The sequence below is a fragment of the Neptunicella plasticusilytica genome (assembly GCF_047922965.1).
In the GTDB taxonomy this organism is placed as follows: Bacteria; Pseudomonadota; Gammaproteobacteria; order Enterobacterales; family Alteromonadaceae; genus Neptunicella; species Neptunicella plasticusilytica.
In genome coordinates, this window is record NZ_CP150481.1 from 996,222 (window position 1) to 1,012,140 (window position 15,919).

The following is a 15,919-nucleotide window of genomic DNA, read 5'->3' on the forward strand; positions in this document are numbered from 1 at the left end:
TGCTGCTCAACAACAAATGCCGCCTGGTCATTTGCTTTGGACAAGTTTTAAACAGGCATGCTCTGGGTTGCTAAAATTCAAAACAGCACCACTATAACTTTATTCAAACGCCTGGATTAAGCCCGTTTACATTCTCGCTGACAGAGCGCTTGTTAACGTGGATTGGTATTAGTTATAATCCGCTATTTTTACGCGCGCATCATCCGCATATCAGCCAGGCCGATAATGAAACGGACGCGAAGCAAAGCCAGTTTAATGAGGTAAAGGTGGAATTAGTCAGGGGATTGCACAATATTCGGCACAGACATAAAGGCTGTGTGCTGACGATTGGCAAGTTTGACGGCGTGCACCTTGGCCACCAGGCGGTTTTGAAAAGTCTGGTGGAGCAAGCTCGAAAAATGGCGTTACCGGCCACAGTGATGGTATTTGAGCCGCAGCCGGAAGAATTGTTTCGGCCGGATACCGCGCCGGCGAGACTTAGCCGCTTACGGGATAAATACACCGAACTGAAAAAATTGGGCGTCGACCGGTTATTGTGCGTCAAGTTTGATCGTCGTTTTTCCGAGCAGAGTGCTCGTCATTTTGTCGAAGACTTATTAGTCGATAAACTGGGCATTCAATTTTTAGTCGTCGGTGACGATTTTCGTTTCGGCCGCGACCGGAAGGGCGATTTTAACATGTTGCAGGCCGAAGGGCGGCAATGCGGTTTTAGTGTGGTCAGCACCCAAAGTTTGCGTTTGCAGGACTGCCGAATTAGTTCAACAGCAGTCAGAGATGCACTGGCAAATGGGGACATGGCGCTGGCCGAATCGATGTTAGGGCGCAAGTTCAGTATCGCCAGCAAAGTTATTCATGGTGACAAAAAAGGCCGTACCATTGGCTTCCCCACCGCCAATTTATTACTCAACCGTTGCAAAGCCCCGGTTGCCGGCGTGTTTGCCGTTAGAGTCAAAAGTGAACTGGGTATTTTTGATGGTGTGGCCAATATTGGCACCAGGCCGACCTTGAACGGTACCCGCTCGCAACTGGAAGTGCATTTATTTGATTTTGATGAACATTTATACGGTTTGCATATTGAAGTAGAATTACTGAAAAAATTGCGTGATGAACAGAAATTTGCCTCTTTGCAGCATTTACAGCAGCAAATACAAGCGGATGCTCAGCAGGCCAGAGAATTTTTATCCTTGTCTGGGAATAGATAAGACAAACACTTTTTAACGGGATCATCTTTTTAATCGAATAGTCCCCAAACAATAATGACTGGATTTAACAACAAATGAGCGATTACAAGCATACTCTGAATTTGCCGGAAACCGAGTTTCCCATGCGTGGTAATTTAGCCCAGCGCGAGCCGCAGATGCTCAAGCACTGGACCGACACTGAGCTCTATTACAAAATCCGTCAGGCTAAAAAAGGTAAAACTCCCTTTGTATTGCATGACGGCCCTCCTTATGCCAATGGTGATATTCATATTGGTCACGCAGTCAATAAAATCCTTAAAGACATTATTGTAAAAGCTCGTACATTGTCAGATTTTGACGCGCCTTATGTACCGGGCTGGGATTGTCATGGCTTGCCAATCGAGTTACAGGTTGAGAAGAAAGTCGGCAAGCCCGGACAAAAAGTTAGCGCCGCAGAATTCAGACAAAAATGCCGCGAATACGCCGACAAGCAAATTGATGGGCAAAAAAACGACTTTATCCGTCTAGGTGTGTTAGGCGAGTGGAATAATCCTTACAAAACCATGGATTTCCGTTCGGAAGCCGACATTATCCGTGTGCTGGGTAAGGTGCTTGAATCTGGCCACATTGAAAAAGGCTTTAAGCCGGTACACTGGTGTACCGATTGTGGCTCGGCATTGGCCGAAGCGGAAGTGGAATACAAAGACAAGCATTCTCCGGCCATAGATGTGGCGTTTAAAGTTGTTGATACTGACAAGGTCGCGGACTTGTTTGATCACCCTGATGGTCACGCTGGCAAAGGTGAAATATCAGTTGCTATATGGACCACCACGCCCTGGACATTGCCTGCCAACCGGGCAATCAGTGTGAATGCAGAGCTGGATTATTGTCTGGTTCAGATTGAGGATGACAGTAACCCGCGCCGGTTAGTGCTAGCCTCGGATCTGGTTAAAGATTGTATGGATCGTTTCGGCATCGAACGCTACCACGCATTAGGTTATTGCAAAGGTAAAGCCCTGGAGCTGGTCAGGGTGCAGCATCCTTTTTATGATTTTGATGTACCGATTATTTTAGGGGATCACGTGACCACGGATTCGGGTACTGGCTTGGTGCATACTGCACCCGGCCACGGTGTGGATGACTTTAACGTGGGTCGTCAATACAGCCTTGAAGTGGCGAATCCGGTGGGTGCCAATGGGGTGTATTTCGCTGATACTGAATTGTTTGGTGGTCAGCATGTGTTTAAAGCTAACGCCTCTATCGTTGAGGTGCTGGAACAAAAAGGCGCGTTATTGCATCACCATGCGTTTGAACATAGTTATCCGCATTGCTGGCGACATAAAACCCCGATTATCTTCCGTGCCACACCGCAATGGTTTATCAGCATGGAAAAAAATGGTCTGCGCCAAAAGTCGTTGGAACAAATCACGCAGACACGCTGGATCCCGGAATGGGGTGAAAGCCGCATTGCCAAAATGGTGGAAGGGCGTCCTGACTGGTGTATTTCCAGGCAGCGTACCTGGGGTGTTCCCATTGCGTTATTTGTGCATAAGGACTCCGGTGAATTACACCCGCGTAGCCCTGAGTTACTTGAGCAAGTCGCGAAACTGGTTGAGCAGCAAGGTATCCAGGCCTGGTGGGATTTGGACGACGCCAGTTTGCTGGGTGACGATGCTGGTACTTATATCAAGGTCAAAGACACGCTGGATGTATGGTTTGATTCGGGTGTTACGCACTTTTTTGTGGTCGATCAACGTGATGATATTCCGGCTGCGGCGGATTTATATCTGGAAGGCTCGGATCAGCATCGGGGCTGGTTTATGTCGTCCTTGATGACATCGGTGGCCATCAGTGAGAAAGCGCCTTATAAACAAGTCTTAACCCACGGTTTTACCGTCGATGCGAATGGCAAAAAAATGTCCAAGTCGATTGGTAATGTGGTGTCTCCACAAGATGTGATGAACAAGCTTGGCGCGGATATTTTGCGTTTGTGGGTGGCCTCTACCGACTACCGTGGTGAAATGACGGTGTCTGACGAGATCCTGAAACGGGCTGCGGATGCTTATCGTCGTATCCGTAATACTGCACGTTTCCTGCTGGCTAACTTAAACGGTTTTAATCCAGCAACAGATTTGGTCCCGGCAGATCAGTTAGTGGCGCTGGATTTGTGGGCAGTACAACGCGCGGAACAATTACAGCAGGAATTGCTGGTTGACTATGACAACTACGACTTCTTGCAAATTTGTCAGAAGTTGATGCATTTTTGTTCCATCGAAATGGGCAGTTTTTATCTGGATATCATTAAGGACAGGCAATACACAGCTAAAGCGGACAGTGTTGCCAGACGTTCCTGTCAAACTGCATTGTTTCATATTGCTGAGGCTTTAGTGCGCTGGATAGCGCCGATTATGAGCTTTACTGCACAGGAAATCTGGCAGGTTATGCCGGGACAACGCGACGAATTTGTATTTACCGGCCAGTGGTATCAGGATTTTGGTCTAGATGCTCAGCAAGGGCAACTGGACAACAGTTTCTGGCAACAGATTATGGCGGTTAAAGATCAGGTCAATGGCGCGTTGGAGCAAGCTCGGCGCGATAACCAGATTGGTGGTTCCCTGCAAGCTGAAGTGACACTCTATGCGACACCGCAACTGGCCGATGTGTTAGCCACTCTAGAAGACGAATTACGTTTTGTGTTAATCACTTCTGCGGCAAAAGTCGTTAGAGTTGAACAGGCGCCGGATAACGTTGTTGCAACAGAACTGGACGGTTTATGGGTGCAAATTACCGCGTCTGAGGGCGAGAAATGCGTACGTTGCTGGCATTACCGCGAAGATGTAGGGAGCAATACCGCCCATCAGGAACTTTGTGTCCGCTGTGTGGATAACATCGAGGGTGAAGGTGAACAACGTCAATATGCTTAATGTTTTTAAACACTCAGGCTTGCGCTGGTTATGGCTGACATTGTTGATGTTAGTCATTGATCAGGCGTCCAAACAGTGGGTGATTGCCAGTATGGACTTGTATGAGTCTATTTCGATTATCCCGATGTTCAGCATTACTTACGTGCAAAATCATGGTGCGGCTTTCAGTTTTTTAAGCACCGAGGGCGGCTGGCAGCGCTGGTTTTTCACCGCTATTGCGTTAGTGGTCAGTGTGCTGATCCTGTACTGGTTAAAACAATGCAAGGTCAAACAGAAACTGGTTCCCGCCGCTTTTGCGTTAGTACTTAGCGGCGCATTGGGAAATGTATATGATCGCCTGCATTATGGTTATGTGATTGATTTTTTAGATGTGTATTACCAGCAATGGCATTGGCCAACGTTTAATATCGCCGATAGTGCTATTTTTGTTGGTGCAGTGCTATTGATCTTCGATGCACTGAGAAATAATGGTATGAAAGATGAGTGAAGTTGGCTTGATCGGCGCCGGTAGTCGCGTTGTGTTACATTTTGATCTTAAATTGCAGGATGGTTCAGCGGCTGATAGCACCCGGGTAAACAATAAACCTGCCCAACTAAAAATGGGTGATGGCAGTTTAACGCCAAACTTTGAACAGTGTTTGTTAGGCCTTAAAGCGGGTGATAAAAAAGAGTTTAGTTTGTCAGCCGATGATGCTTTTGGACAACCCAATCCGGATAATATTCATCATATGAGCCGTAGCCGTTTTAGCCAGGATACCCCTGCCGAACCGGGGATGATTATCGCTTTCGGTCAACCCGACGGTAGCGAAATTCCGGGAATTGTTCGTGAGGTAGCCGGGGATTCTGTCACTATTGATTTTAATCACCCGTTGGCGGGACAGGATGTTATTTTTGCCGTTGAAATACTGGAAATCCATTAGGCCACTAAATTAGGTGCGACATTAGATTATTATGAAAATTCATCTTGCTAATCCCCGCGGCTTTTGTGCCGGTGTAGACAGAGCTATTACTATTGTTGAACGGGCCTTGGAAATATTTGAGCCGCCTATTTATGTGCGCCACGAAGTGGTACACAACAAATTTGTGGTGGACGGTTTACGTCAACGTGGTGCGGTGTTTGTTGATGAACTGGATGAAGTGCCGGATGACTGTATTGTTATTTTCTCAGCGCACGGTGTGGCGCAATCGGTACGTAAAGAGGCCGAAAGGCGCGGTCTTAAAGTGTTTGATGCCACTTGCCCGTTGGTGACCAAGGTACATATGGAAGTCACCCGAGCCAGTAAAAAAGGGGTGGAATGCATCCTGATAGGCCATCAGGGACATCCGGAAGTAGAAGGCACTATGGGGCAATATAATAATCCCAACGGCGGGATCTATCTGGTTGAATCGTCATCGGATGTGGACAAACTGGCAGTCAAGGATCCGCAACGATTATATTATTGTAGCCAGACTACGTTGTCTGTTGATGATACTGCTGATGTTATTGACGCACTCCGGGCCAAGTTCCCATCCATCGAAGGGCCGCGTAAAGACGATATCTGTTACGCCACCCAGAACCGCCAGGATGCAGTGAGAGAGTTGGCCAGCAAGTGTGATTTGATGTTGGTGGTCGGCTCGACCAACAGTTCCAACTCCAACCGTCTGCGGGAACTGGCGTTGAAAATGGGTACGCCTTCTCACCTGATCAATGATGCAGAGTGCATACAGACCGAATGGTTGGAAAATGTCAGCCACATCGGTGTGACTGCAGGTGCCTCTGCCCCGGATGTACTGGTTAACGGTGTGGTGGCGCGTTTGAAAACACTTGGCGCAACCGACGCTGTAGAAGTGAGCGGAAGACCGGAAAATATTGAATTTGCGGTGCCTAAAGAACTACAAGTCAAGGTGTTGTAACAGAAAATCTCGTTTAAAAAGGGCGCTATCCATATGGCGCTTCTCGCCTGGCCAATTGTTCGACTTATTGGTTAGGCTGCTACTTTGCCAGTTTTATACCTTTCATACTGAATTGATAACCAAGCCCAGGCCAAATTCGGCTAATCTATAGTTAGGTTAATTCCAGCCGACATTATCAGATAGCATAAATTCGACATAGGTTTATCAATGAGTGGGTTATCAGTTCAATACAAACATCAAAAGATGCAACTGCCTCAGGTTTGCTCGGCAACGAGACAGCACGGGGTGGGCATGATTGAGGTGCTGGTAACCTTATTTATTCTGGCCATTGGTATGCTGGGTGTCGCGTCATTACAGTTTGTTGGTGCATTTTCCAATTCTGATGCGCTAAATCGCTCCAACGCCGTCATGGTTGCTCAACAAATGGCCGAACGACTCAGAGCGAACAGCTATATCTCATCTACTGTGAGTGGGCCGGTGGTAGACAACAACTATTTTGATCCGGACCTGTATAATTTTGAATCACTTACCTGTGCATCATCAGCACCTCCATGGCAATGCTTTTGCCGGCAAATACCGGCCAGTATCCCGGACTGTAATGCTAATACTTGTAGCACAGCAGAATTGGCTCGTTTTGATGCTTGGCAAATGTCTTGCGCGGCTAGCAAAATTGATCCTACGGTTAAATTGAGTCTCAGTTGTAACGACAATAATGCCGGCGATGCCGACGCTTGCAGCGTGGGTTCCAGACATAGGGTGATGTTGACCTGGCCGGTCGAAAACTGGCAGAACATCGACCGACAATTGAATGCGGTGTGCAATCCTGACTCCGATGCCGAACCTGTCGATTGCGTTGTTATCGATCTGGTGTTGTGAGATGAAGATGCAACAGTTTTCAGGGTATAGGCTCTCGCAGCAAGGTTTTAGCTTAATCGAGCTGATGATTTCTTTAGTGCTGGGCTTAATGATTTCCGGTGCCATTGTGCAGGTTCTGGTGAGCAATCAGGTGACAGAAAGACTTAACCGCTCAATGGCCTCCACTCAGGAAAGTGGCCGATTTATTATGACTCGGTTAAGAGCTGAATTACTGACTACTGGCCGCTATGACCCTATTGACGCCAATCTGGAACGCAGCGTTGATGTCGTTTCTGAAGCTTCTTTTGTTAAGAATCATCCTATTATTTTACCCGGCGACTTTGCCAATGCACTGGATTTGGGATCCTTGCAAGGTGCATCGGGGGCTAACGATACCTTAGTCGCAGGAATGCAAGGTGGACAGGATTGCCGGGGCTATAAACTGGGTTATCTCGGCGATCAGGAGTTTTATGTTGTTAACGAATATTATGTAGAGGACAACAAGCTGAAATGTCGCGGTTTCGATGGGCGGGTATTACGCGGTCAACGTGCGGCTGTCGGCAACAATGGTGATGCGGCTTTTACGCTGTTGGATGATGTCTATGGTTTTCAGGTGGTTTATGGAGTGAGTAATTCGGCACTTACCAATAATAACTCCGGCCGTCCGGTACGCTACGTCACTGCCAATTTATTGCCAGCTGAAATTGCCGGCGGCAGTCAGGTAGTGGCCATTCAGATTGCGATTCTGCTTAAAGGCGAAGGCGAGGTGTATATCGAGCAGGTGCCCACATTTAAATTGTTGAATGAAACCGAAATTACTCCATCTGATCACGGACTGTACAAGCAATTCGAAACGACTATCAGTTTCCGCAATGTCAAAAACTTCCTTCGGAGTACTAAAGTATGAAAACAGCTGTCCTGAAACAGCAAGGGATAGTGCTGGTGTTCGCCTTGCTGGTATTGCTGTGCTTGACCATTTTAGGGGTGTCATCGGTCAGTTCCAGTTTAATGCAAAGTAAAATGGCCCAGTCGATGGAGTCTTATAACGTCGCCTTTGATGCTGCAGAAGCCGGCTTGGGGGGCGTAATATTTGAGTCGGAAGATTTGGCCATTCTATCTGATGACACAGTGGCAGATCCGCTTACTGAAGCACGTCAAGGGACCGCCATCGATCCGGCATTACAGGAATTAAGTTGTTTTGATACTGCTACCTGGACTAATCGCCGTATTACCAGTGCCGGTGTCCAATCTGGTGTCCAGAATAATGCGGCAGGTACTTATAGCGACAGTCCGGCAGTGAATAGCTGGTCCAGTACTGCCTTTGTGGATGAACGTCCTTGCCTGGGGTCGAGCAATGTCGTGGGCGGCAGTAATATCAGTTGTCATATATTTATCGTCAAAGGTTGTGGACAGGTGGTTGGTTCCGGTTACGCAGTGGCGAACTCTTTGAATGTTTCTGTTTTTGCTCCTGCGACAAACGGTGGGTAGGGGAAAATATGTACCTGAATAAACAAAAAATTACGACGGCATTGTGTACTGCCTTGTTGTCAGCCATGATTAGTTTTACTGCCCAGGCTGACGATATTGAAATCTATTTAGGGGTTGGCGGAAACCAGCTTACCTATAATCCAAACGTCCTGTTTATCATGGACAGCTCAGGCAGTATGACCGGCCGTGACGGTACCAATGAATCACGCTTACTACGTGTGCAGAATGCGCTTAAAGATGCATTGCGCTCGGCGACCAATATCAATGCGGGACTGATGCGTTTTTCTGACTATGGTGGACCGGTGCTTTATCCTGTTCGACCCATTGATTCACCGGTAGAACCCGAAATTGTGACCTCTGTCGCTGATTCAAATGATGACGCTTATGAAATTTCCGGTTCGGTAAATGTCACCAGTAACCGCATTAAGCTGGTTGAAGGAACAACCTCCGTCATCAGCGGTTTTCGTTTTGATCAGCTGCAAATCCCCCGCGGCGCCGTGATATCGTCGGCCTATTTACGCCTTGCATCAGACGGTTTTAACAGTTCAGCAGCGGACATCCGTTTTTCAGCGGAAGCGAGTGGTAATTCGGCTGCCTTTAGCTCGGCAAATACAAATATCAGTTCCAGGAGTAAAACGGCCGCTCAGGTAGGTTGGAGCAGTGACAATGACTGGCCTACAGCCAATGAACAATTTGTTACTCCTGATATCGGAGCTGTGATCCAGGAAGTGGTGAATCGGGGTGACTGGTGTGGTGGTAATGCGTTAACTCTGATTGTTGACGGACTCGGTGGAAGCGGTGCCAGTAATCGCTATATTCAGTCCTATGATGAAGGTAGTGGTTTAGGCGCCGAATTAGTGGTGTCTTATGATAAAGAAACGGCTACAGGTTGTGTCTCGGGCGATATGTATTTTCAGGTAGACAGTCAGAATAATAATGCCGAAGAACAATCCAATGGCTACCAAAACACCGGTAGCGAACTCACTCTTAATGACAATAGTAATGATTATGTTGGAATACGTTTCGACAACGTTACCATCCCGCAAAATGCAGTGGTTCAAGAAGCCTATTTGACTTTCACCGCCTATGAGAACCGTTATGGTAGTGCGTCATTTGATATTGCTGCTGTGGACGAAGCCGATCCGAATGATTTCAACCCTTATCCAAGGCGTTTATTAAGGAATAAAAACAAAACTGCGTCGATAACCTGGTCTGGTATATCTAACTGGTATCGTAACAATACCTACCAGACTCCTTCTTTAGTGAACCAGGTACAGGCAGTTGTGGATCGTGGCGACTGGGAGTCGGGTAACGCGATGATGTTTGTGTTATCTAATTTTGATGGCAACAGAGGTGCCTATTCATATAACGGTAAACCTTCCGGAGCGCCGCAACTTAAAATTAAGTTTCAGGGCAATGCCATTCCGGCCACTGTCGCCACGGTCAGGGATCATTTATTGAATAAGGTAGATGAATTATCGGCAGACGGTTTAACGCCGATTGTCGACACCTTGTATGAAGCTGTTAGTTATTATGGTGGACTGGATGTTTACTATGGTCGTCAACGGGGAACATCCAGTGTGAGTAGCAGTGTTCGTCGGCATACTCGGGTCAGTAACCGTATGTCCTATACGGGGGATGATGCCGTTCTACCTTATGGGTGTTCGGAAGATAATATGAATGATAGCGACTGTGTCAACGAGTATATTCCTTACGGCGCGACCTATATTTCACCTGTTACCGATCTGCAATGCCAAACCAATAACCATATTGTGTTGTTGTCGGATGGTGAGGCAAATAATAATCACAGCGTAGGGGAAATTGAATCACTGCTGGGCAGAAGTTGTTCCAACGCCAGTAGTGGTGAAAAGTGTGGTATCGATCTGGTCAAGAATATCAGTAAAAGCAGCGAATCCGTTATCGATGCGCGCGTTATTACCCATACCATAGGTTTTGCCGCTAACGCGACAGCAAACAATTTTTTAAGCCAGTTGGCGTTGCAAGGTGGCGGTGGTTTTTACACTGCTAGCGACAGTGATCAACTGTTAACCGCGTTTGAGAGTATTTTAAAAAGCGTGAAGGACGTCAATGCGACATTTGTTTCGCCAGGGGTTGCGGTTAACCAGTTGAATCGTTTGACCCATAGAGACGAACTTTATTTCGCTTTATTCAAACCAGCCGAGGGCACGGCCTGGCCGGGTAACCTGAAAAAATACAAAATTGACGGCAATTTAATTAAAGATAAGAACGGTCTGGCTGCGGTCGATGACGGTACAGGATTCTTTAAAGATACCGCCCATAGTTATTGGTCGGCGGTTGCGGATGGTAGTGATGTACGTGAAGGTGGAGCCGCCAGTAAACTGGATCTGAGCAGAGCGGTTTATACCTTTAGCGGCACCGGCAACATCGCCGACGTGAACAATAGTTTGCATGAAAATAACAATGCTATCACTGCAGCCGATTTGGGGGTGGAAACACAGGCTAATCCTGTTGACATCCGCAATGTGTTGCTTAAATGGGCACGCGGTGTAGATGTTAAAGATGATGATGATGATGGTTATACCACCGATGCGCGCCTGCAGATGGGCGATCCCATTCACTCCCAGCCGGTGATTGTCAATTATGGAACTAATGACAGCGCCATTATGGTAGCCACCAATCAGGGTTATCTGCACTCCTTTGATCCGGAAACAGGTGATGAAAACTTTGCGATTATACCCAGAGAATTGCTGCCTAATCTGTATGATTTCTACCTGAACAATTCTTCGTTTAATCATATTTATGGTATGGACGGCGATATGGTGTTGCGTGAGACAAACAGCAATAAATACCTCTATGTGGGTATGCGCCGAGGTGGCAGAAATTACTATGCGTTTGACATCACCAATAAGACCTCACCTTCTTTGGCGTTTAAAATTGAAGGTGGGACAGGTCCCTTTGCAAAACTGGGACAGAGTTGGTCAAAACCGACAGTAACCAAGATTAATATTGGCGGTACTAGCAGAACTGTATTGGTATTTGGCGGAGGTTACGATGAAGATCAGGATAACCGCTTGTTGAGAGGCCCGGACACCATGGGTAACGCAGTATTTATTGTCGATGCGGATACGGGGCAACTGCTCTGGTCCGCTAGCAACAGTGACGCGGATACCATTTTACCAACCATGCAATACAGCATTCCGGCCAGAATCTCGGTGATAGACCGTGATGGCGATGACTATGCGGATCATCTTTATGTCGCCGATACCGGCGGCCAGATTTTTCGTCTGGATATTCACAATGGCCAATCGGCCAGCAATTTGGTCACCGGCGGTTTGTTGGCCAGTCTGGCAAACGATGATGATGCTACCGAGAACCGTCGTTTCTTTTATGCGCCGGATGTGGCGGAAATCAGCTTGGCTGATGAGCATTATTATGCCGTCGCAATTGGTTCAGGTTATCGGGCACATCCTTTGAATGTCGAGATTAAAGATAATATTTACATGATTAAAGACAAGGGGGTGTTTGTTACCGATGAGGACGGCAATTACAGTTTGCCCACCACTGCTTTTACGGCGGCTGATTTATATGATGCGACTGCGCATGCACTGACGACCGGCACTGAAGGGCAGCAGGCGCTGGAAGCCGCTGCCTTTTCGACCAAACAGGGATGGATGATCAGTCTTGGGAGTGGTGGTGAAAAAGTGCTCGCGACGCCGTTAATCCTCAATTATAAGCTATTCTTTACCAGTTATGTTCCTGCCCAAATCAGTGAAAGCTTGTGTGCTCCACCAAGCGGGAATAGCCGGGCATACCTGGTCGAACTGATTAATGGTAATGCGGTAACTGATTTGAATCATAATAATCAGGATGAACATGTTGATCGCTTTGTTGATTTACAGCAAACCGGTATTGCGCCGGAAACCAAGGTACTGATTGAAGATCCCACTCATCCTGTGGTTTGCCTGGGAACCGAATGTGGATCAATTGTCAAGGAAGTGGATGAGGATGGCGATGAAATTGCTTGCACCACGCAATTGGATTGCCTAGCTGAAAATATTTACGGACGACTCGAAAGAGTTCAGAAAAGCGCCTGGAAAACAGAAACGGAGAGATAACGATGAAAATGAAAGGATTTACGCTGATTGAACTAATGATTGTGGTGGCGATTGTCGGCATTATCGCTTCTATTGCCTATCCCTCTTATCTGGGATTTGTTAAAAATGGTAAACGTAGTGCCGCCCAGGCCGATTTGATGGCATTGGCAGCCGCAATGCAACGGCATAAAGCTGGTGTGTTCAGCTACAATGGAGCAGCGTCGGGAGGAGGGAATACCGGCGCTCCGGCGGTTTTTCATACCTATTCGCCATCAAGTGAACCGTCAGCCAATAAGCAATATAATCTGTCCATCGCTACAGTTAATGCCAGTGGCACCAGTTATTCGCTTACTGCGACACCAGTTAGTGGTACATCGCAGGCTGATGACGGCGTGTTATATTATTTTAGTGACGGCCGTAAAGGTTGGGATAAAAATAACAATGGTAGTCTGGCGAATGACGAATATTGCTGGAAATGCTAACACTCTAACTCTTGTCTGTAACAGGAAGGTGTTGCTATCTTCCTGTTTGTCCAACTTTGCCATGCAGGAATTGCATCGAAACCATACCACCTCTCCCTCTCGGATCAGTTCAAAACTCCATCTCCGCGTTGCTTAAATTAGAAAGAGCATTCTATGGCTTCATTCAAGTGTTTGCATTCTTGCTGACAGAGCACTGATTAATACGGATTGGTGTTAGTCGCAGCTAAGTGCTGTGCCGGTATTATCTTCATAAATGCCGTCATTATTACTGTCTCGACTGGTTTTAACCCGGCCCTGTAAGCTTACCGTTAATGCTCGGGCGAATTTTGCTTCGTTACTGTTATGGCAAATTAGGATTGTGGCCGGGGAAGCGGTTACGCCGGTTGAACTAAAACGGATAACAGCGTTTGGACCAGTGGTGATTAGTGTACTTTCATTAATTTCGGTACCGGCCAATATTTCTTCATTGGCATTACGATCACCGTCAGAATTGGCGTCAATAAAGACCATCTTGGCGTTGCTCCAGTTAGTAGTACAACTGCTAAAGTCCTGGCTTGGGCAGACAATCGTGGTGGTCTGTTCGTTCACAGCAGTGGAGCGAGCATACTGAATCATCGCACTGACCTCATTTAATTGCGCAACGACTCTATTCGTGATTAGCATATCTCTAACATTTGGAGCGACCACTGTCGCCAAGATAGCCACTATGGCAATGGTAATAAGGAGTTCGACAAGGGTAAGTCCATACTGTTTTTTCATTGACGGTATCCCGGTTTGCAATGACACCAGTATACAATACACCTAAATTTTATCTTATGGGTATCCGGCGTTGTCCTAGAGTAGTGTCGCCTATACCTGAAGGTTGAATGGAATAAATATTCATTTCTGCTGAACTTAGTACAGCATAATCGTAAAAAATTTTTTATGATAAGGGCCTATGAAACTTGTCGAGAGTGGTTTAGTAATGAAGGTTGAAGATATTATCCAGGAAATGCGTGTGTTGCCACAAATCGACAGTAGCGATGAAATTACTCGCAGAGTGGATTTTATCAAATCCCGCTTGCTGTTGTCGGGATTAAAAACCCTGGTCCTAGGTATCAGTGGCGGCATTGACTCCTGTACATTGGGTAAACTGGCCCAGATCGCTGTTGAGCAGCTTAACCAGGAACAGTCCGGGCAGTATCAGTTTGTTGCGGTTAGATTACCCTATGATATCCAGGCTGATGAGCGGGATGCACAACAAAGTATCGATTTTATTCAGCCACATAAAAGTATTGTGGTAAATGTACAATCTGGTGCTGATGCTGTACATCTCGCAACTTGTGAAGCGTTAAAGAATGACTTGCCGGCAAGTGAATCCAAGCAGGATTTTGTTAAAGGCAATGTTAAAGCCAGAATCAGAATGGTGATTCAATATGAAGTGGCTGGCCTGTTAGACGGCCTGGTATTAGGCACAGATCATTCGGCAGAAAATATAACCGGTTTCTATACTAAGTATGGAGATGGTGCTTGCGATTTAGCCCCGCTATTTGGTTTGAACAAACGCCAGGTTAGACAAATTGCCAAGGCATTGGGCGCCCCGGATAATATTATTAATAAAGCACCTACTGCTGATTTAGAGAGTTTGACTCCGCAAAAAACTGATGAAGATGCTTTAGGTTTGAGTTACGACGAGATCGATGATTTTCTTGAAGGTAAGCAAGTTGCCGAACATGTTAGCCAGACGTTATTGAATATTTATATGCGCACACAGCATAAACGTCAGCCAATACCGACAATTTATGATTGATAACACCGAGGGGTTGTTTTGTGAAAAAAATTGAAGCCATAATCAAGCCATTCAAAATGGATGATGTCAGAGAATCTTTAGCTGAAATAGGGATAACAGGGATGACTGTAACTGAAGTGAAAGGCTTTGGTCGTCAGAAAGGACACACAGAGTTATACCGTGGGGCAGAATACCAGGTTGATTTTTTACCCAAAGTAAAAGTAGATTTAATCGTCAATGATGATCAGGTGGACAGGGCAGTTGAAACTATTGTTCAAGCGGCTAAAACGGGCAAAATTGGTGATGGCAAAATTTTTGTTTATGATGTTGGGCGAGTGGTACGTATTCGTACTGGCGAAGAAAACGAAGATGCAATCTAACGTCACCAGGCACTAAATAAACTAAAAGCGCCCGAAGGCGCTTTTAGTTAACCGGCGTAACTGCTGTCCGGGAAGTTAAGTTTAAGTGTTTTGAGGGCATGGTCTTTTAGCTCTGCCAAATCCAGTTGGTCGTAGCATTCCACCATAATTTCCAGTGCCTCTTGTAACTGGGGGGTATCCGAATAATATTCCAGCACATATTGCCCACGGTTAGCCGCTGCCACGTAAGCCGCCCGTTTCATATAATAGCGTGCAATGGCGATTTCATGTTTTGCCAATTGAGATTTGATATACACCATACGTTGGCGAGCATCAGCTACATACTTACTGTCCGGAAATTTTTCAATTAAGGTGCGAAAGTCTTCAAACGCCTGACGTGAATGACTGGGATCGCGATCAGAACGGTCGATGCCCACCAGGTCCTGAAACAGGTTTTTATCTACATCCATATTCACCAGCCCGCGCATATAATAGGCGTAGTCGACATCTGAATGATTAGGGTTGAGGCGGGTAAATCGATCGATAGTTGCGATAGCCTGATCGGTTTTACCTGTTTTGTAGTAAGTATAAATTAAGTCGAGCTGTACCTGATGGGAAAATGGACCGAAAGGATAGCGGGAGTCCAGGGCGCTAAGGGTTTCTGTTGCGCCGTTAAAGTTACCTAATTGCATACGCTCTTTGGCTTGGGCATAAAGTGCTTCAGGGCTCTGATTCTTGAGCATAACGTCTTCTTCAGGAGAGCTGGAACAACCCGATAAACCAATCAGACCAAGGGCTAGGGCAACATAATATAGTTTGTTAATTTTACTCATTTTGACTCTTATTGTTTATCGCGATTCTGTGCGATGAAAAATTCAGTTAGAATGTGCTAC

General features: G+C 46.5%; 14 protein-coding genes. 12 read left to right on the forward strand and 2 right to left on the reverse strand.

What is annotated here, in order from left to right:
- The first annotated feature begins 266 nt into the window (after positions 1–266).
- The 10 genes from ribF (at position 267) to V1467_RS04340 (ending at position 12,899) form a co-directional block, all read left to right on the forward strand.
- A complete protein-coding gene (ribF, locus tag V1467_RS04295) occupies positions 267–1,202 on the forward strand; it encodes a bifunctional riboflavin kinase/FAD synthetase (RefSeq protein ID WP_416308646.1) in 936 nt (311 codons plus the stop codon).
- Between the two features lie 74 nt (positions 1,203–1,276).
- Positions 1,277–4,105, forward strand: coding sequence for an isoleucine--tRNA ligase (gene ileS / locus V1467_RS04300; protein ID WP_416307572.1), 2,829 nt, complete (start codon positions 1,277–1,279; stop codon positions 4,103–4,105).
- Entirely contained in the window at positions 4,098–4,592 is a 495-nt protein-coding gene (gene lspA / locus V1467_RS04305; protein WP_416307573.1) for a signal peptidase II, read from the forward strand. Before ileS ends, lspA begins: the two co-directional genes overlap by 8 nt.
- Positions 4,585–5,025 (forward strand): FKBP-type peptidyl-prolyl cis-trans isomerase, encoded by a 441-nt coding sequence (gene fkpB, locus V1467_RS04310; RefSeq protein WP_416307574.1) that lies wholly within the window; start codon positions 4,585–4,587, stop codon positions 5,023–5,025. Before lspA ends, fkpB begins: the two co-directional genes overlap by 8 nt.
- Before the next feature lie 31 nt (positions 5,026–5,056).
- Positions 5,057–5,998: a 4-hydroxy-3-methylbut-2-enyl diphosphate reductase gene (gene ispH / locus V1467_RS04315; RefSeq protein WP_416307575.1), complete on the forward strand. Its 942-nt coding sequence runs from the start codon at positions 5,057–5,059 to the stop codon at positions 5,996–5,998.
- A gap of 207 nt (positions 5,999–6,205) precedes the next feature.
- A complete protein-coding gene (gene pilV / locus V1467_RS04320; protein ID WP_416307576.1) occupies positions 6,206–6,874 on the forward strand; it encodes a type IV pilus modification protein PilV in 669 nt (222 codons plus the stop codon).
- 7 nt (positions 6,875–6,881) lie between these two features.
- Positions 6,882–7,760: a PilW family protein gene (locus V1467_RS04325; protein WP_416307577.1), complete on the forward strand. Its 879-nt coding sequence runs from the start codon at positions 6,882–6,884 to the stop codon at positions 7,758–7,760.
- Positions 7,757–8,341, forward strand: coding sequence for a PilX N-terminal domain-containing pilus assembly protein (locus V1467_RS04330; RefSeq protein ID WP_416307578.1), 585 nt, complete (start codon positions 7,757–7,759; stop codon positions 8,339–8,341). The genes V1467_RS04325 and V1467_RS04330 overlap by 4 nt, the downstream gene beginning before the upstream one ends.
- Before the next feature lie 8 nt (positions 8,342–8,349).
- The gene (locus V1467_RS04335; protein WP_416307579.1) at positions 8,350–12,438 is read left to right on the forward strand and encodes a pilus assembly protein PilY; all 4,089 of its coding nucleotides are present in this window, start codon (positions 8,350–8,352) and stop codon (positions 12,436–12,438) included.
- Positions 12,439–12,440: 2 nt separating this feature from the next.
- On the forward strand, positions 12,441–12,899 hold the full coding sequence (locus tag V1467_RS04340; protein ID WP_416307580.1) for a type IV pilin protein: 459 nt from the start codon (positions 12,441–12,443) through the stop codon (positions 12,897–12,899).
- Between the two features lie 213 nt (positions 12,900–13,112).
- Here the strand turns inward: V1467_RS04340 and V1467_RS04345 are convergent, their stop codons facing one another.
- A complete protein-coding gene (locus tag V1467_RS04345; protein ID WP_416307581.1) occupies positions 13,113–13,658 on the reverse strand; it encodes a GspH/FimT family pseudopilin in 546 nt (181 codons plus the stop codon).
- 205 nt (positions 13,659–13,863) lie between these two features.
- Here V1467_RS04345 and nadE point away from each other — a divergent pair, with 205 nt between their 5' ends.
- Entirely contained in the window at positions 13,864–14,688 is an 825-nt protein-coding gene (gene nadE / locus V1467_RS04350) for an ammonia-dependent NAD(+) synthetase (protein ID WP_416308647.1), read from the forward strand.
- 20 nt (positions 14,689–14,708) lie between these two features.
- Entirely contained in the window at positions 14,709–15,047 is a 339-nt protein-coding gene (glnB, locus tag V1467_RS04355; protein ID WP_416307582.1) for a nitrogen regulatory protein P-II, read from the forward strand.
- A gap of 47 nt (positions 15,048–15,094) precedes the next feature.
- On the opposite strand, the gene V1467_RS04360 is transcribed toward glnB, so the two are convergent.
- Entirely contained in the window at positions 15,095–15,859 is a 765-nt protein-coding gene (locus tag V1467_RS04360) for an outer membrane protein assembly factor BamD (protein ID WP_416307583.1), read from the reverse strand.
- Positions 15,860–15,919 lie beyond the last annotated feature (60 nt).

Bases quoted from the DNA above. Each gene is read 5' to 3' on its own strand.
- V1467_RS04335 (WP_416307579.1), top strand. From the start codon at position 8,350: ATGTACCTGAATAAACAAAAAATTACGACGGCATTGTGTACTGCCTTG.
- V1467_RS04340 (WP_416307580.1), top strand. From the start codon at position 12,441: ATGAAAATGAAAGGATTTACGCTGATTGAACTAATGATTGTGGTGGCG.
- V1467_RS04325 (WP_416307577.1), top strand. From the start codon at position 6,882: ATGCAACAGTTTTCAGGGTATAGGCTCTCGCAGCAAGGTTTTAGCTTA.
- fkpB (WP_416307574.1), top strand. From the start codon at position 4,585: ATGAGTGAAGTTGGCTTGATCGGCGCCGGTAGTCGCGTTGTGTTACAT.
- lspA (WP_416307573.1), top strand. From the start codon at position 4,098: ATGCTTAATGTTTTTAAACACTCAGGCTTGCGCTGGTTATGGCTGACA.
- nadE (WP_416308647.1), top strand. From the start codon at position 13,864: ATGAAGGTTGAAGATATTATCCAGGAAATGCGTGTGTTGCCACAAATC.
- V1467_RS04330 (WP_416307578.1), top strand. From the start codon at position 7,757: ATGAAAACAGCTGTCCTGAAACAGCAAGGGATAGTGCTGGTGTTCGCC.
- ispH (WP_416307575.1), top strand. From the start codon at position 5,057: ATGAAAATTCATCTTGCTAATCCCCGCGGCTTTTGTGCCGGTGTAGAC.
- V1467_RS04345 (WP_416307581.1), bottom strand. From the start codon at position 13,658: ATGAAAAAACAGTATGGACTTACCCTTGTCGAACTCCTTATTACCATT.
- pilV (WP_416307576.1), top strand. From the start codon at position 6,206: ATGAGTGGGTTATCAGTTCAATACAAACATCAAAAGATGCAACTGCCT.
- ileS (WP_416307572.1), top strand. From the start codon at position 1,277: ATGAGCGATTACAAGCATACTCTGAATTTGCCGGAAACCGAGTTTCCC.
- V1467_RS04360 (WP_416307583.1), bottom strand. From the start codon at position 15,859: ATGAGTAAAATTAACAAACTATATTATGTTGCCCTAGCCCTTGGTCTG.